General features: G+C 71.6%; 17 protein-coding genes. 11 read left to right on the forward strand and 6 right to left on the reverse strand.

From position 1 onward, the window contains the following. Nucleotides 1-92: 92 nt before the first annotated feature. Entirely contained in the window at nucleotides 93-761 is a 669-nt protein-coding gene (locus NMK34_RS29835) for a response regulator transcription factor (RefSeq protein WP_318336100.1), read from the reverse strand. Next, a complete protein-coding gene (locus NMK34_RS29840) occupies nucleotides 728-2,086 on the reverse strand; it encodes a sensor histidine kinase (RefSeq protein ID WP_318336101.1) in 1,359 nt (452 codons plus the stop codon). Before NMK34_RS29840 ends, NMK34_RS29835 begins: the two co-directional genes overlap by 34 nt. 837 nt (nucleotides 2,087-2,923) lie before the next feature. On the opposite strand from NMK34_RS29840, the gene NMK34_RS29845 reads away from it, so the two are divergent. Next, on the forward strand, nucleotides 2,924-3,445 hold the full coding sequence (locus NMK34_RS29845; protein ID WP_318336102.1) for an alpha/beta hydrolase: 522 nt from the start codon (nucleotides 2,924-2,926) through the stop codon (nucleotides 3,443-3,445). Nucleotides 3,446-3,590: 145 nt separating this feature from the next. Here the strand turns inward: NMK34_RS29845 and NMK34_RS29850 are convergent, their stop codons facing one another. Both NMK34_RS29850 and NMK34_RS29855 read right to left on the reverse strand, forming a co-directional pair. Then, complete coding sequence (locus NMK34_RS29850) at nucleotides 3,591-3,884, reverse strand: DUF4287 domain-containing protein (RefSeq protein WP_318336103.1); 294 nt, start codon at nucleotides 3,882-3,884, stop codon at nucleotides 3,591-3,593. A gap of 182 nt (nucleotides 3,885-4,066) precedes the next feature. Further along, entirely contained in the window at nucleotides 4,067-5,608 is a 1,542-nt protein-coding gene (locus tag NMK34_RS29855; RefSeq protein WP_318336104.1) for a non-reducing end alpha-L-arabinofuranosidase family hydrolase, read from the reverse strand. A gap of 308 nt (nucleotides 5,609-5,916) precedes the next feature. On the opposite strand from NMK34_RS29855, the gene NMK34_RS29860 reads away from it, so the two are divergent. The 7 genes from NMK34_RS29860 to fxsT all read left to right on the forward strand — a co-directional run bounded on the left by NMK34_RS29860 (nucleotide 5,917) and on the right by fxsT (nucleotide 19,050). Beyond that, nucleotides 5,917-7,962, forward strand: a complete 2,046-nt coding sequence (locus NMK34_RS29860; RefSeq protein WP_318336105.1) for a hypothetical protein — start codon at nucleotides 5,917-5,919, stop codon at nucleotides 7,960-7,962. 10 nt (nucleotides 7,963-7,972) lie between these two features. Next, entirely contained in the window at nucleotides 7,973-10,234 is a 2,262-nt protein-coding gene (locus tag NMK34_RS29865) for a hypothetical protein (protein ID WP_318336106.1), read from the forward strand. A 274-nt stretch (nucleotides 10,235-10,508) separates the two neighbouring features. After that, the gene (locus tag NMK34_RS29870) at nucleotides 10,509-10,682 is read left to right on the forward strand and encodes a hypothetical protein (RefSeq protein ID WP_318336107.1); all 174 of its coding nucleotides are present in this window, start codon (nucleotides 10,509-10,511) and stop codon (nucleotides 10,680-10,682) included. 6 nt (nucleotides 10,683-10,688) lie between these two features. Beyond that, a complete protein-coding gene (locus NMK34_RS29875) occupies nucleotides 10,689-12,995 on the forward strand; it encodes an FxsB family cyclophane-forming radical SAM/SPASM peptide maturase (RefSeq protein ID WP_318336108.1) in 2,307 nt (768 codons plus the stop codon). Continuing rightward, a complete protein-coding gene (locus tag NMK34_RS29880) occupies nucleotides 12,992-13,798 on the forward strand; it encodes an AAC(3) family N-acetyltransferase (protein ID WP_318336109.1) in 807 nt (268 codons plus the stop codon). The genes NMK34_RS29875 and NMK34_RS29880 overlap by 4 nt, the downstream gene beginning before the upstream one ends. Nucleotides 13,799-13,927: 129 nt before the next feature. Then, complete coding sequence (locus NMK34_RS29885) at nucleotides 13,928-15,118, forward strand: TIR-like protein FxsC (RefSeq protein WP_318336110.1); 1,191 nt, start codon at nucleotides 13,928-13,930, stop codon at nucleotides 15,116-15,118. Further along, on the forward strand, nucleotides 15,115-19,050 hold the full coding sequence (fxsT, locus tag NMK34_RS29890; RefSeq protein ID WP_318336111.1) for an FxSxx-COOH system tetratricopeptide repeat protein: 3,936 nt from the start codon (nucleotides 15,115-15,117) through the stop codon (nucleotides 19,048-19,050). Before NMK34_RS29885 ends, fxsT begins: the two co-directional genes overlap by 4 nt. Here fxsT and NMK34_RS29895 read toward each other — a convergent pair. Both NMK34_RS29895 and NMK34_RS29900 read right to left on the reverse strand, forming a co-directional pair. Continuing rightward, entirely contained in the window at nucleotides 19,028-19,948 is a 921-nt protein-coding gene (locus tag NMK34_RS29895; RefSeq protein ID WP_318336112.1) for an alpha/beta hydrolase, read from the reverse strand. The genes fxsT and NMK34_RS29895 overlap by 23 nt on opposite strands. A gap of 41 nt (nucleotides 19,949-19,989) precedes the next feature. Beyond that, complete coding sequence (locus NMK34_RS29900; protein WP_318336113.1) at nucleotides 19,990-23,484, reverse strand: NACHT domain-containing protein; 3,495 nt, start codon at nucleotides 23,482-23,484, stop codon at nucleotides 19,990-19,992. A gap of 165 nt (nucleotides 23,485-23,649) precedes the next feature. On the opposite strand from NMK34_RS29900, the gene NMK34_RS29905 reads away from it, so the two are divergent. The 3 genes from NMK34_RS29905 to NMK34_RS29915 all read left to right on the forward strand — a co-directional run bounded on the left by NMK34_RS29905 (nucleotide 23,650) and on the right by NMK34_RS29915 (nucleotide 25,244). Next, a complete protein-coding gene (locus tag NMK34_RS29905; protein WP_318336114.1) occupies nucleotides 23,650-24,258 on the forward strand; it encodes a class I SAM-dependent methyltransferase in 609 nt (202 codons plus the stop codon). Between the two features lie 72 nt (nucleotides 24,259-24,330). Further along, nucleotides 24,331-24,861 carry a hypothetical protein gene (locus NMK34_RS29910; RefSeq protein ID WP_318336115.1) on the forward strand — a complete coding sequence of 177 codons (531 nt, stop codon included), beginning with the start codon at nucleotides 24,331-24,333 and terminating at the stop codon, nucleotides 24,859-24,861. Further along, nucleotides 24,855-25,244 carry a DUF1330 domain-containing protein gene (locus NMK34_RS29915; RefSeq protein ID WP_318336116.1) on the forward strand — a complete coding sequence of 130 codons (390 nt, stop codon included), beginning with the start codon at nucleotides 24,855-24,857 and terminating at the stop codon, nucleotides 25,242-25,244. Before NMK34_RS29910 ends, NMK34_RS29915 begins: the two co-directional genes overlap by 7 nt. Nucleotides 25,245-25,286: the final 42 nt, after the last annotated feature.

Consider the following 25,286-nt stretch of genomic DNA (forward strand, 5'->3'; position numbering starts at 1 on the left):
GTGATTGAAACGTAGCGATGGGCGAACGTCGCGGGTACCGGGGAATCCCTCCCTCGCCGAGCCGGATTTCACCGGCTCACCCCCGGGCGGGCCTAGGATCCCCATCCGGCGGAGGTGTTCGACCGGAGGTACATCAGCACCGCCCGCACCCGCCGGTGCACTCCCTCCGCCGAGTCGATCTGCAGACGCTCCAGAATGCTCGTCACGTACGACTCGATGGTCTTGCTGCTCAGACGCAGTCGGTCGGCTATCGCCCGGTTGGTGAGCCCCTGCGCCATCAGCGCCAGCACCTCCTGCTCCCGGACGGTCAGGCGGTCGATCCGGCCGCCCGTCCGGCGCCGGGCCATCAGCTCCTCGACGAGGGCCGGATCGATGACCGCTCCACCGCTCGCCAGCTCACGCAACGCGGTGACCACCTGCTCGACGTCGAGGATGCGCTCCTTGAGCAGATATCCGACGCCACCCTCACCCGAGTTGACGATCGCCAGCGCGTACTCCGTCTCGATGTGCATGGAGAGGACCAGCACCGCGATGCCGGAGTAGTCCCGCCGGATCCGCTCGGCGACCGCGAGCCCCTCGGTGGTGTAGGTCGGTGGCATCCGGATGTCGACGATCACCGCGTCCGGGCGGTGGCCGGCCACCGCGTCCAGCAGTTCGTGCGCGTCCTTGACCGCCGCGAGCACCGTCATCCCGGCCTGCCGCAGGAGGGCCGACAGGCCCTCCCGGATCAGCACCGCGTCGTCTGCGATGACGATGCGCACGGGATCACCGTCCGCAGCGTCGTGCCGACACCGGGTCGGCTCTCCCACTCCAGCCGGCCGCCGAGTGCCTCGGCGCGGCGGCCGAGGTGACTCAGGCAGTCTTCGTCCTCGAGGGTCCGGGTCGAGCCGGAGCCGTCGTCGCACACCTCCAGGTGCAGGCAGTTCTGCTCCATCCGCATCCGGATCACCACTGTCGAGGCGCCTCCGTGCCGGACCGCGTTCGTCAACGCCTCCGCCGCGACGAAGTAGGCGGCTTCCGCCACCTCACGCGGAACCAGGCGGGGCCGGCCCTCGATCCGCACCGTCACCGGCGTGTTCGTGGTCAGGACGGCCAGCGCCTCGTGCAGCTCACGCCGCTCCAGCGCGGGCGGCCGCATCCCTCGGCTCAGCAGCCGCAACTCGGTGAGTGCCATGGCGAGTTCGGTGACCGCCGCGTCCAGGTGGGCGTCCGCCTCGGTGGTGTCCCGCATCGTCTGCCGCGCCATCTGCAACAGCAGGGTCGCGTTGACCAGCCGTAGCTGCGCGCCGTCGTGCAGATCCCGTTCGATCTCGCTGCGCGCCCGGTGCCGGCCGTTGCGCGCCTCCTGCTCGTATCGACGTTCCCAGAGCGCGGCGTCGGCCCGCCAGCCGCGGGCCTTGGCCAGCAGCACCAACGGCGGTATCAGGATCTGCAGGACCACACCTGCCGCATTGCTCACCAGCCAGGCCGCATGGGACGGGGTGGTGAACAAGGGCACCATCGCCGCGGTGCCCACCTGCAGGCAGAGCAGGACGCCCGGAAGCACGACGAGCCGCTGCGCGCCCTGCCACCGCCTGACCAGGTGGACAGCGAGCCAGACCGCCACCATCGTGACCACGATCCGCGCGACCACCGGCTGGTACGGCGCGGCGGCCCAGCCCGCTTCGGGAAGGCAGGCCAGGCACGGGTCGATCGCGCCGGCCGGTGCGGTATAGCTGTCGATGACCAGCAGCGGCAGCCCGCCGAGCGCGACGGCCAGCAGGACGCGGTCCGCCCGGGTACGCGTACGGCCGCGCGGCCGGGTGACCAGGATGGCCACCAGGAGGGTCCAGATCAGCGGGTGCGCGACGGCGGCCACTCCGGTGCCCGTCTCACCGTGCAGCGGCCCGGCGCTCCGGGCCAGCCACACCATCGCGACGGCGAAGAACAGCATGCCGGTCAGCGGGTTGGCGGCCGACCCGATCAGGATCATCCCGGCGGTGCCGTAGGAACAGACCAGAGCCAGAGCGGTAGCGACGAAGAGCGTGGTCTCCGGATCACCGGATTGGATCACCCGAACTGCGGCGACCAGGCTCCCGCCCAACATCACACAGACCAGCACGGCGACAGCCGCGCCCCGCAACGCTGGTCCCGCGTCGACTCGGCTGACTCTGCCGGGCATCGCAAGCCGGACCAATCATCCCTCCGCGGTCGGTAGCCGATGGGAGCCGACCAGCGGACGGTGGTGAACCGATGAACGGTCGCTCGACGGTCGCGACACGATCCCTGAAGATGATCAGACCGCCCGAATCGATCTCCTCGATCGGCGTCAATACTATCGCATCGCCGTTTAATCGGGGGCCGCTGAATCGCATAAGAGATTCCACAAAAGCGGTCATTACTCACCCACAGCCGCCGTAGCGGCCCCAAGCGCTCGAACCGGACACCGCCGAGCCGTAGCCCGATATCACCTATGATTCTGAGGGTATTTACCCTCCGTTCGGAACAGCAGGTCGACGCACTCCTTATCCGCCCCGCCCCGGCCGCACGGCATCGCATTCCACCCTGCGGGCACCCTTCGGCGATGGAGCAGGTCGGCGCACCAGCAGGCGATCCGCCGGACCGAAGGCGACGACACATTCCGGCAATCAGGATAATTGTCGTCCACACCCCGGAAACAGGCCCGCGCATACCACCTGCGGCCAGATGCCGGGGCCCCGACACAATAGAGGCACCTCGGAGGGCGATCCCCGCAAGGCCCGATCGGAAACCCGACCCGACCGCAATTCGCCTGGCCATCCGCCGCACGGAGTCGAACTGCACGTCCGAAAGGCGACACCGTTCCGAGCACGACTCACGACTGCGGCTCTCCGGCAACGGCGGACAGCATCGATCGAGACGAGGCACTAGCGTGACGCATCGATCGAAAGAGAGGGAGGCGATCATGGCGGATCGGCGCGCGGTACTCGCACCGGGACGGGGCTACGACACCCGGGGACCGCTCTTCGTCTACATCGGGGAGGCGTTGCGCCGGCTCGGTTTCGAGGTGCATGAGGTGACCTGGCGGTCGCTGGGCGAGCTGCGCCTCGACAGCGCGCCGGAGTGGGTCGCCGAGCAGCTGGATCCGGTCCTCGACGCCGGGGTGGACCTGCTCGTGGGCAAGTCGCTCGGCAGTTTCGCCGCGCCTCTCGCCGCCGACCGGGGCATCCCGGCGGTCTGGCTGACGCCGCTGCTGACCGACCCCGCCGTACGGGAGCCGCTGGGCCGGGCCACCGCGCCGTTCCTGCTGGCCGGCGGCACCGGCGATCAGGTCTGGGACGGCGCGGTGGCGCGCCGGCTCACGCCGTACGTGGTGGAGGTCGCCGGCGCCGACCACTCGATGATGGTGCCCGGACCGCTGGCGGCCTCGGCCGAGGCGCTCGGGCGGGTCTGCACCGCGGTGGAGGAGTTCGCCGCCGGCCGGTGACGGGTCAGCGGCGGCCCCGCCGTGTCCACACCACCGCCGCGACCGCCGCGACGAGCGGCAGCAGGCAGCAGAGCGTCAGGACGAACAGGTGCCACGGCTTGATCGCTCCCATGGGGCGAACGATAGGCGTCGCTGTCCACAGCCGCTACGCGGAGGCTCGGGCGGCCTTGCCGTCCAGCCACAACGTGTCGGTGTCGTCGCGATGGGATCCGGTGGTTCCGACGTGCTTAGCGCTGATCTTCGGCCCGTTCTTGATCACGTGGACCAGTGCCATCGCGTGTCCCCGGCCGAGTCCGTACTCGTCCTTGAGCCAGCCCACGATCACGGCGGCCTTCACGTCGGCGGCGTCGTAGCCGCGCTCCCTGGCCTGGTCGACGAGCGTGCGCGGGGTCTTGCCGGTCTTGTCCTCGATCGCGTCGAGGTATGCCTGGAAGGACATCTGTCCAACCCTTCGCTCGGGAGGTGGTGACGGCTCCAGCCTCCCGGGCGGGACGGTGCCGATCAACGCCGGACCGGGCCACCGTCGTTGCCTCCAGGGCAACGATCGCCGTCGGGCGGGACGCCGGAGAGCCCGGCCCGCGTGGTCGCGGGGCCGGGCTCTCCAGATCTCGGGGTACGCGCTCAGCGCTGGAGCGTGAGCAGCCCGGGCCGGTAGGGCAGGAGGCCGTAGTCGCCGCCGGAGTTGGGGGAGCGGCCTTGGTAGAGCAGTTGGAGGTTGCAGGGGTCGACGGTGAAGGTCTGGTCGGCGGTGGTGCGGATGAGTTCGCCGTGGCTGATGTCGTTGGTCCAGGTGGCGCCGCTGTTGGCCTTACCGGCGAAGGGGTTGGACTCGGTGGCGGCCTGCGGGGTCCAGGAGCCGTTCAGGCTGGTGGCGGTGAAGGAGCGGAAGTAGCGGCCCTGGGAGCCGATGGCTTCGACGATCATGAGGTAGCGGGTCTGGCCCTGGAGTTTGTAGACCTGCACGGCTTCGAACAGGTTGTTCGTCGAATCGCTCATGATGGTGGTGTAGTTGGAGCCGAAGCTGCCGGGGAAGTTCCCGATCGGCATGCTGGAGCGGTAGATCTTGCCGTTGTCACCGGCGAAGAACAGGTACATGTTCTGGTCGTCGGCGATCAGGGTCTGGTCGATCGGGCCGGTGCCGGAGCCGGAGATGCTGCCGGTGAACAGCGGCTGCGCCGACGACCAGCCGTTCGGGTTCGTCGGGTTCGTCGAGGTCCGGTACGAGAAGGCGGTCGGTCCCCACTGGTAGGCCAGCACCCAGACGTTGCGCGGCGCGAAGTAGAACAGGGTCGGCGCCACAGTGCCCGAGGACATCGCGTTCTGCGACGCGGAGGCCATCTGCGACCAGTTCGAGAACAACCCGAAGTTCATCGACCCCCACCTCGTGCCGGTGTCGTGGGTGGTGGCGTAGACCAGGTGCTGCCCGTTGTACGGCACCACAGTGAAGTCCTTCAGCGACACCCAGCCCGAGCGCGGCTGCGCCAACGCACCGGTCGACGACCACCGGTACGACGACGGCAGGTTGCACGTCCCACCCGGCGGCGGGGTCGTCGGAGGCGGCGTGGTGGGGTTGCCGCCGCCACCGTCCACCCGGACGAGCTGCCACTGCTGGTTGGCGCCGTTCCAGTCGTCGTACTGGACGATGTTTCCGCCGTCGGCGGTCGAGGCGCCCTGCACCTCCACCACCTTGTTGCTGTGGCGGCTGATCAGCCGGACGTAGCCGCTGTCGGAGTCGGCCAGCCGGAACTGCTGGTTGGTCCCGTTGAGGTCGGAGTACTGCACGATGCTGCCGCCGTTGGCGGTCGACCAGTTGTAGACGTCGAGCACCTTGCCGGACAGCCGTGACTTCAGACGGTAGTAGCCGCCGCCGGAGTCGACGAACTGCCACTGCTGCTGGTTGCCGTTGTTGCGCGACCACTGCACGATCCGCGCGCCGTCGTTCGTGGCCAGGTTGTAGACGTCGAGCGCCTTGCCGCTGTTGCGGTTGACCAGGACGTACCAGGCGTTCGTGTCGACACTCGCGGCGGCGGCGGGCGCGGACACGGCAGCCACTGCGGCGGCGCCGACGAGTACCGCGGTCGCGCCCGACGCGACGACTCGCGGCAGCCATCCGCGCCGTCGCGGCGGCGACACCGTCGATGGGGAACTACCGAATGCGAACATGTTCCTCCCTCTGAACATACGTTGTGAGCGCTAACAATTCGTCGTAACGCGCTGATCCCGCACCCGGCCTGGCACCCGGCGGACCGCGCCCGCCCGGTGGGCCATCGATGCCGCCGTCCCGTGCCATCGACTGTGAGCGATAACACGTCGTTCGTCAAGTCGTAACAATCGATGGACTGGCGAGCGCACGGTCGGCGGGACGATGTCAGCTTCTCGACCCAGCACTACCGCCGTCCGCACCGCGGCCCGACAGTGCACACGGCTGGAGGGGGGTGGGGGAATTGGGGCAGCCGGCGAACGAATCCGTCATGATCCGGGACTGGTTCAGCGTTCTGCGGGTGTCCGCCGAGGACCGGGCCGCGGTCTTCGGCGCACGCACCCAGGATCCACGGGTGGAGTTCGTCGCGCTGACGGTCAGGTACTGGATGGACGCGCACGCCACGCGCTCGATGACCCGCGAGCGCGTGCTGGCCGCGATGACCGGCCGTATCACCCCGGACAACGTCTGGGATCTGGTCTCGATGCTCGCGCGACTGCGACTGGCCGAGGCGTTCTTCGACCTGGCCGCCTCCGATGTCGACTCCGACGGCACGTTCCGTCGCTACCTGCTCGGTCTCGACCCCGCGCTGCTCGACGCGATGCGGCACTACGCGGCCTGGAACGGGATCAACCCGAAGCTGTTCCTGGACGGCTTCGCCGTCGGCGTCGGGGAGTCCGTGGCGACAGTGGTGGTCGACCTCGGCAAGCTCGTGCAGTTGATCGGCCGCCTCCAGCAGGAGCAGTTCACCACGCTCATCGTGCTCACAGTCGACCCCCGCGCCGGTGTCCAGCGCCTCGCCGACCAGGCGACAGTCGTACGCCAGGCGCTGGCCGGCATCGTCGCCGCGCTCGACCCGACGACCGTTCCGGAGCGGCTGCTGGCGCTGTGGCGCGGCTGGGCGGCCGAGTTCGCCCGGCACCTGGAGAACCTCGACCCGTTCGCCGCCGGCCGGCTGCTCGGGCGCGTCGCCGGCGACCTCTACCAGGTGCTCACCGGTCTGGTGCATCTCGCCCGGCTGCTCGGCGGCGTCGCGGTCCGCGCCGCCGTCCGGTACGTGCCGCTGCTGCTCGCGGGCGCCCGGGAGGCGCGCCTGCTGACCGCCCGGACGGCCGCGCTGCTGGTGGCGATCGGCCGGGCGGCGATCCTCGCCGCGCCCCAGGTGGGCCTCGCGGCGCTGCGGACGCTCTTCCCCCCGAAGGTGCTCGACGCGCTGTTCCGGCAGGGCCGGGTGCTGCTCGCCGACGCCGAACTCACACTGACCCTGTTCAACCAGGCGGCGCACGCCGAGGCGTTCGCCGGTGCCGGCGCGGGTACCCGGCTCGGCGCGCTGGTGAGTCTCGACGGCCGGCCCGTGCTGATGGCGAGCATGTCGGAGACGGTGTCGTCGGCCGGCCGGGCCGCGACCCGCGCCGAAATGAACGAGGCGCTCGACGAGATCATCAAGCGGGTCGAGGATCTGCGCGAGCTGAAACCACCGAAGACACCCCGGGACATCCAGGCCGCCGTCGTACGCGCCGCCATCGCCCGGCAACTGGAGCAGCGGCTGACCACCGCGTTCAACAGGGCGCTCCAGACCGTCGCGTACGAGGAGTTCCGCGCGTTGCGTAAGGCCGGGCAGGCGCAGCCGTGGCGGCTCGGCCAGCAGGTGCACCGGCGGATGGCGACCGAGATCGCGCAGCTCGCCGGCCGGTCACCGGGCCTGGAGCCGTTCGCGGAGAAGTCGCTGGCGACAGTGGTCGAGGCGGTCCGCGCGGCCCACCCGGAACTGGCGCCCGCGCTGCGCGGCTCCGAGACGGTACTGCGCCAGACGGTCGCCCAGATGCTGCTCGGCCACCCGGACCGGGATCTGCTGCTGCGGCTCGTCGGGTTCACCGGCAACCCGGCCGCGACCGGCGCGGAGAAGGCGCTCGCCACCCACCTGGCCGAACGGTTCCGGTGGAAGGCGTCCACCACGGTCGGGGATCTCCGCTCCGACCTGCTGCTCGTCGACCCCGAGGCGGCCCGCGTCACGAACGTCGACTGGACCTCCTCGACGAAGCTGGAGCGCTTCGAGAAGACCTGGGGGACCGTCGCCGACGACCTCGGGGAGACGTTCGACGGGCGCTGGGAGGCGATCGCGGAGGCGTACCAGCGCGCCGCGAAGGGCGGTGTGCCGGCGGAGGTCGTCGCCGGCCTCGACGAGCTGACCGCGCACGCCGTACGCGAGACGGTCGTCCGCCAGGCCGCCCTCAGCCAGTTGTTCCCCGGGTTCTTCGTCACCTCGCACGAGATGACGTACCGGGGCCTGCAAACCCTGTTCAACCTGCCGCAGTAGAGGAGCACCGATGGGCAGAGTCGTCGTCGCCGACGCCGATCCGGCGACGCTTGGTTTCAGCACCGCGCATTCCGACCGGTACGTCTACTCCAACTACTTCGTACCGGTGCGGCTCACGTTCGGCGGTGGCGAGACGCCCATCCTGCCGTTCTACGTCAAGCAGGCGCTGATCGAGGCGATCCGCTACGGCGGGCTCGACGGCGACCGGCTGCCGCACCTGCTCAAGGAACTCGGCCTCTACGACCTGTGGAAGGCCAACGAGATGGACGCCGCCACCGAGGCGCTTCCCGGCGCCGACTCGGGCATGTCGTACCGGGAGCCGCCGGCGCGGCGGCAGACGCTGCTCGGCGACCAGCAGGCGGAGTTCCTCGCCGGCCTGCTCCAGTCCGACGTGGGCATCGCGTTCCTCGACCGCACCCGGATCCGGCCGGTGGGCTTCGCGCTCGGCGAGCACGTCTACGCGCTGGCGCTCGCTCCCGGCGAGGAGGCGGTGCTGGAGCAGCGCACCTACACCAAGCGCGAGCTGACCCTGGAGGAGCAGAACGAGTCGGAACAGCAGACCGACGTCGAGCTGACCAGCGCGCTCACCACCGAACTCCAGGAGGGCTTCGAGCGGCAGAAGTCGCTCACCGACACCTGGGGGCTCAACGCGAGCCACACCGGCCAGTACACCAGCCCGACCGGCATCTGGGGCACCTTCAACGCCAGCCACACGATCGGCTTCGCCAGCAGCGTCACCGCGGCGAGCCAGGAGACGAGCCGCCGTGCCGTGAAGGACAGCCGGACCGCCACCTCGAAGGTCGCGGCGCGCTACCGCACCCAGCACAAGACCGACTTCAAGCTGGTCACCGAGACCGGCGCGGAGTCGTCCTCGAAGCGCACCGTCCGCAACCCGAACCGGGCCACACCGATCACGCTGCACTACTTCAAGGTGCTGCAACGGCTGGAGCTGGCCCACGAGCGGTACGGCGCGCGGGTCTGCTGGGCGCCCACGATCAAGGATCCGGCGTTCGCCTTCGCCCAGAAGATCACCGGCGGACGGCAGCGGATCCGCGACAACGCGGTAGCCGCGCTGCCCCCGATGCCGGTGAAGCCGGAGCGCCCGCCGCGTGGCGCACCCGCCGCGGTGGAGACGCGCGTCGTGTACTCCCCCGTGGTCACGCTCGACAAGTGGGGATTCACCGGCGACATGAGCGCCGACTACGACGTCGACGTCGCGTTCGACGCCGGCTGGGAGTGGGACGGCGACATCGACACGATCCGGCAGAACCTCACGCTGATCACCCGCCGTCCGCCGGACGCGATCGCCGCCCGGGTGGTGGGCGTGCCGGTGGTCACCGAGGCCGACGGCCGGCCGGTGCTCCGCGTACGCGTGCACGTCGGCGCCCGGAGCTGGCTGGCGGGTCCGGGTGCCGACGTACAGCTCGCCGCCGGGTTCCGGCGTACTCCGACGGTGGTGGACCAGACCGCCGACGACGCGGCGTACAACGCACTCGTCGCGGGTTACCTGACCGATCTCCAGGAGTGGCAGGACCGGCGCGACGAGGCTCTGGCCGCGGCGGAGACGGCCGGGGACGAGTTCGAGGCGCGGCTGCGGGCCGGCTTCTCGCCGGTGAACGAGATGGTCTCGCAGATCGTGGAGTCGCACTTCCCGGCCAGCGTGCGGGACGAGGCGTGGGAGATCGACTTCTGGCACCGGGTCTTCGACTGGGAGCGCGCGTCGTTCGTGGCGTACCCCGGCTGGTGGTCCGGCGGCGACGCCCGCGCCCCGGAGCGCGACCCCGGCGACTTCGTCAACGCGAGCTGGGCGAAGCTCTACCTGCCGGTCCGGGCCGGCATGGAGCTGACCGCGCTGCGGTGGATCTTCGGCAAGGTGGTGGCGACGCGCCTGGCACCGGAGGTGGAGCGGGAGCTGGAGGCGTTCGTGGACGAGCTGACGACCTACCGGACCGGCCACCTCGGCAGCGGCGACGAGATGCCCGAGCTGACCACCGAGTGCCAGGACGTGCCCGAGCGGGTCTACTGCCTGGCGAAGTGGACCGAGCTGATGCCCACCGACGGCACCCACCTGGAGGTGGTGCAGGGCGTCACGACCGCGGCCGACGCGGTGACCGCCAAGGAGATCAGTGACGCGGAGGCGTTGCGGGCGGCGCTGCTCGACGGCGAGGTGCAGACCAACCGGCTCCGGACCAAGGCGTACGACCAGATGACCGAGCCCGCCGACGTCGACATCCGCCTCGGCACGCCGCCCGGGAGCGGCCCGGCGCTCTGAGCCGCTCGTCCACCCCGGTCCCCTCGTCTGACCAGGGGATCGGGGTGGACGATTTCTGTAAAAGTCTGGACTTTTGATTCGTGGCCTAGATGGTTAAAAAGGCGCATAATTGATCCCTTCCGGTCGCTACCGCCGATGACGACGAGGCCGGTCGGTGAACCGTCCAGAGATTCACCTTCGCGCCAATGGGTCCATTGTGCTGGATCCCCCGGAGCTAATAGTGTGCCGTCGCCGCTGTGCTCGACGGGCGCATACACGAACCTAAGGAAAAGTCATGACTACCGTACCCATGCGCCAGGAAGAGCCCCCGGTGTCGCTGGGCAGGGTCCGCGCGGAGCCCCTCGACCGGCTCTCCGCAGCGGACATATCCCCGATAGTGCGCCGGGTGATGGCGGCTCATCTCGATGAGACCCGGGTTCCGGCGGCGAAGTTCGGCTCGTTCATCTGATCTGCGATGTCCCCGGGGCCGGCCCGCGCGGCGCTCACCGAGTTCGTCCTGAAGGTGCACGCCAGGTGTGACCTGGCGTGCGACCACTGCTACGTCTACGAACACGCCGACCAGAGCTGGCGCCGCCGCCCGGTGCGGATGACGCCGGACGTGCTCCGGGCCGCGGCCGGACGGATCGCCGAGCATGCCGCCGCCCACCGGCTGCCGGACGTCACCGTCGTCCTGCACGGCGGTGAACCGCTGCTCCTCGGCCCCGAACGGCTGGGTCAGGTTCTCGCCGACCTGCGGCGCGTCATCGGCCCGGTCACCCGGCTGCGGATCGGCATGCAGACGAACGGCGTACTGCTCTCCGAGCGGTTCTGCGACCTGCTCGCCGACCACGACGTCGCGGTGGGCGTGTCGCTCGACGGCGACCGGGCCGCCAACGACCGGCACCGGCGCTTCCGGTCCGGCGCCGGCAGCTACGACCAGGTGCTGCGCGCGCTCGCGCTGCTGCGCCGCCCGGCGTACCGGCGCATCTACTCCGGCCTGCTGTGCACGGTGGACGTGCGCAACGACCCGATCGCGGTGTACGAGGCGCTGCTCGCCCAGGAGCCACCGCGGATCGACTTCCTGCTCCCGCACGCCACCTGGGACGACCCGCCGTGGCGGCCGGCGGGCGGCGGCACCGCGTACGCGGGCTGGTTGCGCGCCGTCTACGACCGCTGGCTGGCGGACGGCCGGCCGGTCGCCGTCCGCCTCTTCGACTCGCTGCGGTCCACCGCCGCGGGCGGACCCAGCGGCACCGAGTGGCTCGGTCTCGACCCGGTCGACCTGGCGGTGATCGAGACGGACGGCGAGTGGGAGCAGGCGGACTCGCTCAAGACCGCGTACGACGGCGCGCCGGCCACCGGCATGACCGTCTTCTCGCACGCGGCCGACGACGTGGCGGCCAGCCCGCTCCTGGCCCGCCGCCGCTCCGGCCGGGCCGGTCTCAGCGACGAGTGCCGGCGGTGCCCGGTGGTCGACCAGTGCGGCGGCGGACTGTTCGCCCACCGGTACGGCGCCGGGCACTTCGACCATCCGAGTGTCTACTGCGCCGATCTGAAAGAGCTGATCGTGCACGTGAACGAGAACCCACCGGCACCCGTCCGGCTCGACGCCGGCCTGCCCGACGACTTCATCGACCGCCTCGCGGCCCCGACCGGCGACCGGGTCGCCATCGGCCGGCTCGTGGAGGCACAGATCGCCATCGTCCGCGCCCTGCTCGCCGAGGTGGCCGACCGGCTGCCGGCCGGCGGGGCCGGAGCCGACGGCTGGGAGGCGCTGACCGCGCTCGACCGCAGTGCGGCGGAGTCGGTGGCCCGGATCGCGGCCCACCCCTACGTACGGGCGTGGGCTGTCGACTGCCTCGCCGGCACCGGCAGCGGCGCCCGGCAGGGGCCCGACTACCTGGGCGCGCTCGCGGCCGCCGCCGCGCTCGGCGCCGGCACCCCGGTACGCCTGGACGTGCCGGTGCGATCCGGCCGCCTGCACCTGCCGACGGTGGGCACAGTGCTGCTGCCCGAGGTGGGCGACGGCACCGCACGGGTCGAGACCGGCCCGGGCTCGCTGCGGGTGACCGCCGGGGACGTGAGCGTGGCGATCCGCCCCGCGACGCCCGGGGACGCGCCCCGGTGGTGGCCGACCCGCGTACTCGCCGCGGCCGACGTGAGCGTCCTGCTGGAGGACGGCGACCCGCACCGGGACTGCCACCGGCTGCCCGCCGGTGACCGGCTCGACGACGCGGGCGCCGCGCGCTGGGCCGAGACGTTCGCGGCGGCGTGGCAGGTGATCCGGGACGAGGTGCCGGGCCACGCCGAGGAACTGCGTACCGGGCTGCGGGCGGTGGTCCCGTTGCGGCGCAGCGGCGCGGGTGTCAGCGAGGCGTCGACCGCCCGGCAGGCGTTCGGCGGCGTCGCGGCCACGGAGACCGACGCCGGCTCGCTCGCGGTGCTGCTCGTGCACGAGTTCCAGCACAGCAAGATGAACGCGCTGCTGGACGTCTGCGACCTGGTCGACGGCACCCGTCCGATCGACATCACCGTCGGCTGGCGGCCCGACCCGCGCCCCGCCGAGGCCGTCCTGCACGGCATCTACGCGCACGCGGCGGTGGCCGACATCTGGCGGATCCGGGCCGACCGCCAGGTCGACGGCGCGCAGGCGGTCTACCGCCGGTACCGCGACTGGACGGCCGAGGCGATCGGCGCGCTGCAACGGGCGGACGCGCTCACCCCGGCCGGTTCACGGCTGGTCCGGCAGGTCGCCCGCTCGATGTCCGGGTGGCCGTCGTGACCACCGCCGTCCCGCCCGCGTACCGGGTCGACACGCTCGCCGCCGATCTGCGCGCGCTCGGGCTCGGCCCCGGCGACGTGGTGCTCGTGCACTGCTCCCTGCGCGCGCTCGGACCTGTCGACGGCGGGCCGGCCACGCTGGCCGGCGCCCTGCGGGCCGCCGTCGGCCCGTACGGCACCGTCGTGGTCCCGGCGCAGACCCCTGACAACTCGGTGAGCAGCCCCGCGTACCAGGCCGCGACCGCCGGGCTCACCGACGAGGAACGTCTGGCGTACGAGGAACGGATGCCGGGCTTCGACCCGGCCGTGACGCCGTCGTTCGGGGTCGGCGCGTTCGCCGAGCACGTACGCCGGCTGCCCGGCGCGGTCCGCAGCCGGCACCCGCAGACGTCGTTCAGCGCGTGGGGGCCGCGGGCGGCGGAGCTGATGCGCGTCCACGACCTCGACTCCCATCTCGGGGAGCGGTCCCCGCTCGCCGCCCTGGAGGCGGCCGGCGCCCGGACGCTGCTGCTCGGTGTCGGTTATGCGACATGCACCGCGCTGCACCTCGCCGAGTACCGGTTGCGGCGCCCGGCACCGCGTCGTCCGTACCGCTGCTACGTGCTGCGCGACGGCCGCCGGGAACGGCTCGACTTCGAGGCTCCGCACCTGGATGCGGCCCCTTTCCCGGCGATCGGCGCGGAACTCGACCGGGCGGCGTTCACCCGGCACGGGACGGTCGGTGACGCACCGGCCCGGCTGCTGCCGATATCCGACGCGGTCGGCGCCGCCGTCGCGTGGATGGACGCCCACATCGGACGGTGAGGGCCTGGTAACCCGGGCGCAACCTCTCTACCCTGATCGATAGACGCCGCATCGTGTCGACTGGGGAGCAGCGCGTGATCACTACCGGTTGGGGGTCAGACACTCGTCCCGTGGAACGGTCGTGTCGTCGTGACCTCTGAGCGGCCCACGCTGCCGGGCCCGCCCTATTTCTTCCTCAGCTACGTCCCCCCGCCGACACACAACGACCGCACCCCGGGCGACCACTGGGTCCGCCGCTTCTACCACGATCTCAACCTGGCGATCGACGGCCGGCCCGGCGACCGGGTACGCCGGCAGGGCTTCGCCGACTTCATGGTGCGGCCACCGGAGGCCCGGACGGAACGAAGACGCACCGCGCTGGCCGAGGCCGAGGTGTTCGTCCCGCTGTACTCACCGGACTACCTCAACCGGGACGACTCGCGCCGGGAACGGGAATGGTTCCGGCAACGGCTCATCCGGGCCGGCCGCCCGCCGGACGGCGACAACATCCTGCCGGTCCTGTGGATCCCGTCGCCCGCCGCGCTCCACGCGCCGGACCAGTCCCGGGCCGTGGCGATGGCCGCCGACGTGGACGTGTACGCCGCGAACGGCATGAGCGCGCTCTGCCGGCTCCAGAAGTTCCAGGACGCCTACAAGGAGGTGCTGGGCCGCCTGGCGCAGCACATCGTCGACACCGCCGAGCAGACGCCGCTGCAACCGGCCGAGCCGCCGACCGGCCCGACCGACCTGCCGTCGTCCCCGACCAGCGAGGTGCCGTTCCGGGCGGTGGTGATCGCACCCGACCAACCGGCCGACCCGGGGCGGCTCAACGGCCGGTCCGACACGCACGCCGGCCGGTGGCGCCCGTTCCGCGGCCGGCCGCCCGTGATCGAGGACGTGACCGACGCGGTGCAGCGACTGCGGATGCCGATCGACGTCCGCGACTTCGTCCCCGACGCCGGACTGTTCCGGTCCTGCCCGGGCGTACTCATGATCGATCCGCTGGTGGTCGCGACGCCGGACGGTGCGGAGGCCGTCCAGGCGGCCGTCGACTGCCTGCACGGCTGGGTGGGGGTCGTGCTGATCAGCGAGGACGCCCACCACGCCCACCGCTCGCACGCGGCCGGGCTGCTCGACCGGGCGGTGACCATGCTCTCCGCCACCACACGCCCGCTGAAGATCACCACGTGGGACGACTGGCGGACCGAGATCCACGATCTGGTCCGCCGGATGCGTCGCCGCTACCTGGAGGCGGGACCGACCTACCCGCCGCCGGGACCGCCCATCAACAAGCCCCGGCTCTGGGAGAACCCGCCGTCCGACGAGGGAGTGGACACATGACCCGACGTGAGGGACAGGTCGTCACCTTCTACTCCTACAAGGGCGGCACCGGCCGGACGATGGCGCTGGCGAACGTCGCCTGGATCCTCGCCGCCAACGGCAAGCGGGTGCTCGCCGTCGACTGGGACCTGGAGTCCCCCGGCCTGTCGCGCTTCTTCGCGCCGTTCATCGACCGGGACGCGCTGGAGAGCACCGGCGGGGTGATCGACCTGATCCGGGAGTACGAGTGGGCGACCACCACCAAGCAGGACAAGGGCGACGACCGCTGGCACGAGCAGTACGCCCGGGTGCACAAGTACTCGTTCTCGCTGAACTGGTCCAACTTCCCCGGTGACGGGACGCTGGACTTCCTCGGCGCGGGCCAGCAGAACAACGACTACGCGGGCGCGCTGGCCGGGATGAACTGGGACGAGTTCTACGAGCGGCAGGGCGGCGGCTACTTCTTCGACGCGCTGCGCGCCGACATGAAGCGCAACTACGACTACGTGCTGATCGACAGCCGCACCGGGTTCTCCGACGTCGCCGACATCTGCACCATCCAACTGCCGGACGTGCTCGTCACCTGTTTCACCCTCAGCGAGCAGGGCATCACCGGTGCGGCGAAGGTGGCACGGCTGGTCGAGCACCGGTACGGGTCGCGGCGGATCCGGGTGCTGCCGGTGCCGATGCGTATCGACCCGGCGGAGAAGGTCAAGGCGGACACCGGGCGGGCGGTGGCGCGGCAGCGGTTCAGCGGTCTGCCCAGCGCCATGAGCGAGGCCGAACGGGACCGGTACTGGGCCCGGATGCAGGTGCCCTACCAGGCGTTCTACGCGTACGAGGAACTGCTCGCCACGTTCGCCGACCAGCCCGGCGTCAACGGGTCGCTGCTGTCCGCGTACGAGCTGCTGGCCCGGGAGATCACCCGGGGCGAGGTGGAGTCGCTGCCGCCGATGAGCAGCGCGATCCGCGAGCGGGTCAACGCCCGGTTCACCCGGACCTCCAACTCGGTGGAGAACGAGATCATGCTCCGGCACGCCCCGTACGACCGGGTGTGGGCGGAGTGGATCGGGCACCTGCTGGTCTCGGCCGACGTCCGGGTGACCGACCCGTGGTTCACCGACGACGAGGCGCCCCGGACCGCCCGGGAACTGATCATCGTCTCCGAGGCGAACGCCAACGAGGAGGCGGTGCTCGCCGCGCCGGACCGCTCGCCCGACCAGGTGCCGCTCGTCGTCTACGTGGCGGACGTGCGGCGCCTGGCGAACGTGCCCGCCGCGCACACCGTGTCGGTCGCCGGGCTGGAGGCACGCACCGCCGCCGCGCGGATCCTGCGCCTGGTCGGCCGCGAGGGTGTGCCCGCCGACCTGGAACTGCCGACCGGTCCCCGGTTCCCCGGCCGGGACAACACGGTGTTCGAGGTGCCGGGCCGCAACAAGCGCTTCACCGGCCGCGAGGCTGACCTGCGCGAGCTGCGGACGCTGCTGCGCAGCAGCCCGAAGGTGGTGCTCTCCGGCACCGGGCCGGTGGCGTTGCAGGGCATGGGCGGCATCGGCAAGAGCCAGCTCGCGCTGGAGTACGCCCACCGCTACCGGGCCGCGTACGACATGGTGTGGTGGATCGACGCCGACCAGGTGCCGTTCATCGAGTCCGCCATCGGTGACCTCGCGCCCTACCTGGGCGTACCGTCGTCGGAGTCGAACCGGGAGAACGCCCGGCTGGTGCTGCAGGCGCTGCGCCGCACCGACCTCCGGTGGCTGCTGATCATGGACAACGCCGACGAGGTCGAGGGCGTCCTGCCGTACGTGCCGGACGGCAAGGGCCACGTCGTCATCACGTCCCGGAACCTGCAGTGGGTCGAGCGGGCCACCACGATCCCCGTCGACGTGTTCAAGCGCGCGGAGAGCATCCAGCACCTCACCGAGCGGGTGCCGACCATGCGCGTCGACCAGGCCGACCGGATCGCCGCCCTGCTGGGCGACCTGCCGATCGCCGTCACCGCCGCCGCGGCCTGGCTGGCCGACACCGGCCACTCGGTCGACAGCTACCTCACCGAGATCGCCAAGTTCGGTCCGGGCGCGGTGATGGAACCGAACAGCAACGTCTCGGTGGAGGCCACCTGGGAGCTGTCGCTCAACCACCTGCGGACCCGGAACCCGGCGGCCTACCGGGTGCTGCAACTGTGCTCGGTGTTCGCCCCGGAGATCTCCGCCGACCTGGTCTACAGCGACGAGTTCGCCGAGGCGCTGGTGCCGTTCCACCCGCAGGCGAAGGAACGGCTGGTCCGCCAGCAACTGGTGCAGCAGGCCAACCGGCTCGCCCTGGTCCGCGTCGACCTGCGGGCCGAGAGCCCGTCCGGCGGCGAGCGGGGCCGGGGCGGCCTGGTGCTCATGCACCGCCTGCTCCAGCACGCCGTCCGGTCCCGGATGACCGAGGAGGAACTCGACGAGGCGCGCCGCCAGGTCCACCTCGTGCTCGCCGCCGCCCGGCCCGAGGGCGAGGTGGACGACCCCGACGGCTGGCCCCGGTTCCGGGTCATCTGGCCGCACCTGGAGGCGTCGAAGGCACCGCTGAGCCACCGGGTGGAGGTGCGGGCGCTGATGATCGACCGGGTCCGCTACCTCCAGTTGCGCGGCGACCTGGAGACCGGCCGGCGGCTCGGTGAGGAGGTCGCGCAGACCTGGGAGCAGATGCTCGCCGAGGAGACCGACGCACGGGCGCGCGACGACCTGCGCCGGCAGTTGCTGCACCTGCAGTTCAACCTCGCCAACATCCTCGCCTTCCTCGGGCAGTTCACCGAGTCCCGGGCGCTGGACGAGGAGGTCCTCGCGGCCCAGCGGGAACTGCTCGGCGAGGACCACCCGCACACCCTGATGACCGCCGGCGGGCTCGCCCGCGACCTGCGCGGCATGGGCAAGTACAACGAGGCGCTGCGCCTGGACGAGATCACGTTCAACGCGTGGAAGCGGAACTTCACCGAGGAGCACCCGCGCACCCTCGTCGCGCTGAACAACCTCGCCACCACCCAGCGCCTGATGGGCGACTTCCGGGAGGCCCGCAAGAACGACGAGATGGTGCTGGCCGGGCGCCGCGCGATCCTCGGTGAGGACCACCCGGACACGCTCGCCTCGTCCGCGTACGTGGGCATCGACATGCGCGACGCCGGCGACTACGAGCAGTCCATCGCCCGGCTCCGCGGCGTCCACCGGGATCTGCTGCGCACGGCCGGTGCCGAGCACCTGATGACCCTCCGCGCGCAGACCAACCTGGCGGTGTCGCTGCGCTCGGCGGGGCACGCGGTCGAGGCGGGCAAGCTCCTCGAAGCCGCGTACGAGCTGCTGAACGAGCGGTTCGGGCCGGACAACCCGGAGACGCTGACCTGCCGGCTGAGCCTGTCCGTCAACCTGCTCACCGTCGACCTGTTCCAGCGGGCCAGCCGGGAACTGACCGAGGTGCACCGCGTCTACCAGAACAACCTCGGCCCGGGACACCCGCTGACGCTCGTCTGCTTGGTCAACCTCGCCATGGTGGCCCGCCGCGCCGGGGACTTCGCCGAGGCCCGGCAGCTCGCCGGCCGGTCCGCCGACGCGCTCGCCGAGGTGCTGGGCGACGACCACCCGTACCCCCTCTCGGGGTGGATGAACCAGGCCATCTGCATCGCCGAGCAGCCCGACCCGCCGGAAGGCCGGGAGGCGGCGGACCTGGAGGCGCTGGCGCTGTTGCGACGTGCCCACGACGGCCTGGACCGGATGCTCGGCCGCGACCACCCGAACACACTGCGCTGCCGGGCGAACCTGACGGTGATGCAGGAGCGGGTGGAGGGCGGCCGGCGGGCGGAGCTGGAGGCGGTCACCCGCGAACTGACCTACCGGCTGGGTGAGAGCCACCCGGCGGTCGAGACCCTTCGGGAGAACCGGTTGCAGCGGCGCATCATCGACCCGCATCCGATCTGACGGTGGCCCGCTCCACCGGGTCGGCCAGCCAGGCGAGGATCTCCGGCAGCACCTCCACCGCGCCGAAGTGCGCGCTGCGCGGCTGCACGTGCAACTGTGCGCTGGGGATCTGTTCGGCCAGCCAGCGGGTGTGGCTGGCCGGGGCGAAGTTGTCGTCCGCGCCGTGCCAGAGCCGGACCGGCATCCGGATGTCCGGGAGCGTGACGCCCCAGTCGGCGCGCAACGCCAGCACGTCGTCGATCCAGCCGTGCGGCCCCTGGCGCAGCGCCTCGGCATAGGCGTCGGTGAGCTGCCGGCGGATCGGCACCCCGGCCACCACCCGGCGGTCGGCCTCGGTCATCTGCCCGACCAGCAGCGCCAGCAGCGAGCCCGGGTCGTCCATCGTGCGTTCGGCCCGCAGCCGCAACTGCTCGGCGAGCATCGGCACATCGTGCTCGGCGGCGCCGTAGTCGCGCACGTTGGCGTCGGTCATGCCGCCGAACCAGTCCAGCCCGGTCGCGCCCGCCGGGGCGAGGCCGACCAGGACGGCGGTCCGCCGTACCCGGTCCGGCAGCAGCGCGGCGCAGGCCAGGGCGTGCGGGCCGCCGCCGGAGCGCCCCACCACCGAGAACCCGTCCAGGCCCAGGTCGTCGGCGATGGCCGCGACGTCCGCGGCGGCGTCCGCGACGCGGCGGCCGGGCAGCCGGCTGGAACCGCCGTAACCCGGCCGGTCGTACGAGATCAGCCGTACGCCGAGCCGGTACAGCACGATGGACCGTGGTCGTGGACCGTTGCGGCTGCCGGGTGTGCCGTGCATCAGGAACACGGGCCAGCCGCGTTCCGCCCCGGCGATGTCGACCGCCAGGTTCCTCCTTCCCGTCCGGACGATGTGCTCTCGGTGCCTGGGCGAGTGTGCCAATCGGGGCCTCCGGACGGGTGGTGGCGGTACGGGCGGCGTGGTCAGACCGCCTCGGCGGCCGGGATCGGGCCGGCGTGGCCGGACTGGTCGGCGTGGCCGGACTGGTCGGCGTGGTCGTCGGATGCGGCGAGGACGCGCAGCGTGTCGAGGGCTGACGCCAGCGAGACCTCGGCGGGCACCCGGTCGTGGGCCCGCAGATAGTCCAGGAGCAGCCGGCACAGGCTCGCCTCGTCGAGGAACTCGTCCGGCAGCCGGTGCGCGAGCAGGGCGTGCATCGTCTTCGGCGGGATCTTCGGCCAGGCCAGGTCGGCGTACTCGTCCAACGCCATCAGCAGCCACAGCGCGGTGCGGTTGTCGGCCCGCGCGGCGGCGAACTGCTCGGCCATCTCGGCCGACACCACGCCGTCCTCCAGCGGCAGCTCCGCGAGCCGGTCCTCGATGTCGGCGAGCACCCTCCGGACCCGGGGCACGTACCGCTGCGGCAGCCGGTGGAGCCCGTGCCGCAGGATGAGCGCGTGCAGCACCGCGTGGTCGTCGGTCGAACCGAGCGAGTCGACCAGCTCCGGGAACTCGTCGATCAGGTACGGACACGAGATGATCAGCTCGGGTGGTGCGGTGGGCGAGTCGGGCAGCCGGCTAAGCGCCACCCGGGTCAGCCCGCACACCACCTCGCGGGGCAACTGCGCGCCGTCCTCGGCGAGGCATTCCAGCAGCACCGTGGCGCTCGTGCTGGACACCGCCTCCGGTGACTCGACGGCACGCGCCCACAGCCGCCGGTAGCTGCGCTCGTCGTACAGGATGAGCTGGTGCAGCGACGGCACCGGCCAGCGGCGGGTGGCGAGCGACACCAGGTCGGCGTGGAACCGGCCCGCCTCGAAGCTGTCCGGCTGCTGACCGCGCCACGTCCGCGCGCCCGCCTGCAACTGGCCGTAGGTGGTGATGTCGCCGAGCAGCCGCGCCTCCTCGGCGGCCACGTTCACCGTCTCCCCCCGGCGTTCGCGCCGCCGCTCGGCGATGATCCGGCCGTCGGCGTCCCGGTTCAGCCAGCTGATCATCGCGAGCTGGCCCTTCTCGTCCAGCCCGGCCCGCCACAGCCGGACCGTGGACACCCAGGTCGCCTCGTCCATCAGGTCGGTGTGGCGTACGCCGTCGGGTGACACCAGCGCGGCGAGCGCGACCAGGTTCGCGGTGTACGCGGCGAGCAGCCGCACCGGGTCGTACGGCGCGGGCCGGTAGCCGTCCACGCCGGCCAGGTCGGTCCGCTGCCGGGCCTCGGCCAGCAGGCCGGAGATGGTCTCCACGATCGCGTCCCGCTCCTGCGGATGGCGGGAGCTGAGATCCCGCGCGAACTCGACCAGCGCCTCCCGCTTGACCAGCGGCTGGTGGGAGAGCAGCGCCCGGAACTGACCGGTGTCCAGTTGATAGCCGAAGCCGGCCGGGCTGCGGGTGTGCCGGCGCAGCTCGGCCAGGCTCCGCAGCGCCCCGACGACGTACTCGGCGATCAGGAAGTCCCCGATCGTGGTGTGCAGGAACTCGTACGTGCGCCGGGCGTCCTCGCCCTGCACGTCGTCCGGGCCGTACACCACGAAGAACGCGGCGGTGACCAGCTGTTCCGGGCCGAGCACGTCGCCGAGTTCGAACCGGGAGCCGTCGCCGCTGCGGGAGCCGAAGCAGTCCAGGTCGAGGCGGAGCGCGGCCCGGTTCACCAGTTCCCGGTTGCGGTTGAACATGGCGAACGCGGTGATCGCCAGGTCGCGCCGGAGCTGGTGCTCGCGGGCCTCCCGCTCGTGGTGCGCGAGCGCGGTCGGCGCCTTCTCGCTGACCTGCCGCCTGATGAACGCGGTGAGCAGGCCGGTGAACAGGTCGGAGCGGGAGATGGCGGTGCCGGGACGGCGGTCGGCCCAGTGCTCGTTGTAGTAGATCGCGAGCAGCGTGAGCAGCAGCGGCTGGCGGGCCAGCTCGCCGTGCGACAGCAGTTCCCCGGCGGACAGCCGGCGGTAGCCGGACCGGTCCTCGTTGGCCGCGTTGACGGCGGTCAGCCAGGCCGTCACCTGGGCGTCGGTCAGGTCTTCCAGCCGGACCAGCACGGTGCCCTGCGGCACGCTGGCGCGGTCCATCACCAGGATCCGGGACGTGATGATCGGAATGATCGAGTAGCCCAGGTCCCACTGGGCCTCCTGGAACTCGGCCACCCGGTCGATGTACTGCGAGTGGGCGGTGCCGGTGACCTGGACCAGCTCGTCGAACCCGTCGAAGATCACCACGACGGTGGTGTGCTGGGTGGCCCGGCGCAGGTCCGCCCAGCGGATGCGCTCGTCCATCACCTGCTCGATCGCGGCCTCGATCTGCTCGGCCGGCGACGTGTCCCCGGACATCCGGCGCAGGGGCACCACTATCGCGGTGAACCGGCTCGCCGGCAGCCGGGCCGCGATCACCCGGGTCAGCAGCGTCTTGCCGGCGCCCGGCTGGCCGAGGAGCAGCAGCGGGCGGTGCACGCTCGCCGGGTCGGTCAGGTACCGGGAGAGGAACCCGACGAGGTCACCCCGGCGCGGCTGGTCGTCCCACCAGGCCTCCCGCTCCGGTGACGTGTGCTTGCCGTACTCGGCGGCCCGGAAGTCGGGGCTGATGAAGCCGCTGTCCACGTTCGGCAGCCGCAGATGGAAGTCGACGTCCTTGATCCGCAGGAGCGGCTGCCGGAACACCGCCGCGAGCGAGCCGGTGAGCCGGTCGAGGGATTCGCGGAGCAGGTCGGGCCGGTCGGTGGCGACCGGCCCGGACAGCTCGGCGAGGTTGCGGTAGAGCTGCGCCAGCGCGTCCAGCCGGGCCGAGACCTCCGTGGTCAGCGTGCGGTTGTCTCTCAGGTTGTGCTCGATCGCCTGCCGCATCATCCGGAACCCGAACTCGGGGAGGTCCGTGGCGAGCCGGTCGAACCGGTCCTGGTAGTGCGACATGGCCCGGCTCACCACGCGGGAGCGCAGCGACGTGAGGTCGAGCCCGCGCCGCACCGACGGCCAGGCGGCCAGGCCCTCGCAGAACGCGATGGTGGCGTCGTAGAGCCGGACGTACGCGGCCTCGACGTCCCGGCGGGTGTCGTCCATGCCGTACACCGAGGAGGGCAACGGGAAGTAGCCGCCGTCGATCTCCTGCGGGAGCGTGTGGTGCCGCCGCTCGGCCGGCACCATGCCGACCTTTTCCTCGTCGGTCAGTTCCAGCCTGTCGAAACCCGGCCCGACCTCGTCCCGGAAACCGTCGAAGAACGCGGAGAGGGCCAGCACGGTATGGCTGGCCTCCAGCAGCTCGTAATACGATTTCCCGCCGGTTGTCCGGATGCGGCCGGCCTGGTTTCCGGTGGCGTCGCGGACGAGCTGCACGAGTGCGTTCTTCGGGCCGAGCAGCGCGAGCGCCGTACCGTGGGAGAGGGCTCCGGCGCCCAGGATCCCCGCGCTGACGACCTTGTCGGTCTCGGTGATGCGCGTGCTGCCCGGGGCCAGCAGTCGTAACGCATCTCGATAGCTGAGGCTCGAACGGCGCGGCATGCCGCCCCTTCCGCTGCTGGCGATCGGATTCTTCAAGGATAGAAACTTCAGTGACGGAAAGCTATCGATTCCTCACCGGGCGGCGGCTTTACGACGACTTTTCCATTCATTCATCTCATTCATCCGGTAAATGCGGCGAAGGCGCCCGACCCCTATGGTCGACGGATGGACCACACACGGGTACGGCAGGCGTACGGGGCGGTCGCGACGCTCTACATCGAACTGTTCGGCGCCACCGGCAAGGTGCACGCGGACGACCTCGCGCTCATCGGCCGGCACCTGACCGTCCGGACCGGTCCGGTACTCGACCTCGGATGCGGGCCCGGTCACCTCACCGGCCATCTCCGTTCGCTCGGCGTCGACGCCACCGGGATCGACATCGTTCCCGAGTTCGTCGCGCACGCGCGGGCGACGCATCCGGGCGGCGCGTACCGGCTCGGGTCGCTGGACGACCTCGCCGTCCCCGACCACTCCGTCGCGGGCATCCTCGCCTGGTACTCGCTGATCCACCTCCCGCCACCGGACCTCGACGGCGTGCTGGCGGAGTTCCGCCGCGCGATCGTGCCGGGTGGACGGCTCGTAACCGGCATCTTCGTCGGCGACGAGGTGGGCGCCTTCGACCACAAGGTCGCGACCGCGTACCGCTGGCCGGTGGACGAGTTCTCCGCGCGCCTGCGGCGGGCGGGGTTCGCGGAGGTCGAGCGCCTGACGCGCCTCGACGACGAGGCCCACCGCCCGCACGCCGCCGTCGCGGCCGTGGCGTCCGGCGCCTGAGCGCGCTCCATCGTCACCAGGCCGCAACCGAACGCGGATCGCGGGGTGACACGGCGCTGTCACCGTCGGAGCATGGCCGCACGATGGGGTACGAGGACACGCCGGGCCGTCGCGACGCCGGCCGCCGCCCTGATCGTGCTGGCCGAGCTGACCGCTTGTTCACCGGAGATCAAGGGCGTCACCGGCCTCACAGTGGACGCCCACGGCCGGCCGCACGCGGCGCTCGCCTGGTGCGCGGACCGGCCGCCCGACCTCGTGGTGCTCACCTCCGTGGCGGAGTCCGCCTCGCCTGGTGCGCCCACGCCGGAGCGGCCGTACCGGCCGAGACGGAAGTACGACGTGCCGCGCGACGCGGCGACGCCCGCCCTCGTACCCCTTGAGGGTTTCCCGCCCGGGCCGGTGATCGACGCGCAGGCGGCCTTCCGGGTCTCCGGCGCCACCCACGACAACAGCTTCCGCACCGAGGGCGTGGACTTCCGGATCACCGAACTGGCCGAGCTGCGGCCGGGTTCGGTCCTGGTCACCGACTTCGACGACAGCGGGGAGGTGCTGCGGACGGTCCCGCTCGACGAGTTCACGAGAATGGGCGAGAAGGCGTGCTGACCGCTGTGTCAGGATCGGCGTTCGGAGTTCGACGGCCGGAAGGACACCATGCCCGCGTACGCCATCGCCCATCTCCAGGACGCCGCCCGGACATCGCCGAGTACATCGAGCGGCTCCCCGGCACCCTCGCCCCGCACGGCGGCCGTTTCCTCGTGCACGCCACGCCGCACGAGGTGAAGGAGGGCACGTGGCCCGGCGCCGTCGTGATGCTCGGCTTCCCGGGCATCGCCGAGGCGCGGGCCTGGTGGGACTCGCCCGCCTACCAGGAGATCGCGCCGCTGCGGTCGCGGCACATCGAGGGCGACATCATCCTGGTCGAGGGCGTCCCCGACGACTACTCCCCGACCGGCCTGGTGCAGGCGATCCGGGCGGCGGCGTCCTGAGCCGGCCCGGGCGGCGCGTCCGCGACCTCGGGATCGTCGTCG

The organism is Micromonospora sp. BRA006-A, from assembly GCF_033433935.1.
GTDB classification, from domain to species: Bacteria; Actinomycetota; Actinomycetes; order Mycobacteriales; family Micromonosporaceae; genus Micromonospora; species Micromonospora aurantiaca.

Excerpts from the sequence above, each read along its gene's own strand:
- NMK34_RS29875 (WP_318336108.1), top strand. The coding sequence starts at position 10,689 with ATGTCCCCGGGGCCGGCCCGCGCGGCGCTCACCGAGTTCGTCCTGAAG.
- NMK34_RS29905 (WP_318336114.1), top strand. The coding sequence starts at position 23,650 with ATGGACCACACACGGGTACGGCAGGCGTACGGGGCGGTCGCGACGCTC.
- NMK34_RS29850 (WP_318336103.1), bottom strand. The coding sequence starts at position 3,884 with ATGTCCTTCCAGGCATACCTCGACGCGATCGAGGACAAGACCGGCAAG.
- NMK34_RS29900 (WP_318336113.1), bottom strand. The coding sequence starts at position 23,484 with ATGCCGCGCCGTTCGAGCCTCAGCTATCGAGATGCGTTACGACTGCTG.
- fxsT (WP_318336111.1), top strand. The coding sequence starts at position 15,115 with ATGACCCGACGTGAGGGACAGGTCGTCACCTTCTACTCCTACAAGGGC.
- NMK34_RS29865 (WP_318336106.1), top strand. The coding sequence starts at position 7,973 with ATGGGCAGAGTCGTCGTCGCCGACGCCGATCCGGCGACGCTTGGTTTC.
- NMK34_RS29855 (WP_318336104.1), bottom strand. The coding sequence starts at position 5,608 with ATGTTCGCATTCGGTAGTTCCCCATCGACGGTGTCGCCGCCGCGACGG.
- NMK34_RS29870 (WP_318336107.1), top strand. The coding sequence starts at position 10,509 with ATGACTACCGTACCCATGCGCCAGGAAGAGCCCCCGGTGTCGCTGGGC.
- NMK34_RS29840 (WP_318336101.1), bottom strand. The coding sequence starts at position 2,086 with ATGTTGGGCGGGAGCCTGGTCGCCGCAGTTCGGGTGATCCAATCCGGT.
- NMK34_RS29845 (WP_318336102.1), top strand. The coding sequence starts at position 2,924 with ATGGCGGATCGGCGCGCGGTACTCGCACCGGGACGGGGCTACGACACC.
- NMK34_RS29910 (WP_318336115.1), top strand. The coding sequence starts at position 24,331 with ATGGCCGCACGATGGGGTACGAGGACACGCCGGGCCGTCGCGACGCCG.
- NMK34_RS29860 (WP_318336105.1), top strand. The coding sequence starts at position 5,917 with ATGATCCGGGACTGGTTCAGCGTTCTGCGGGTGTCCGCCGAGGACCGG.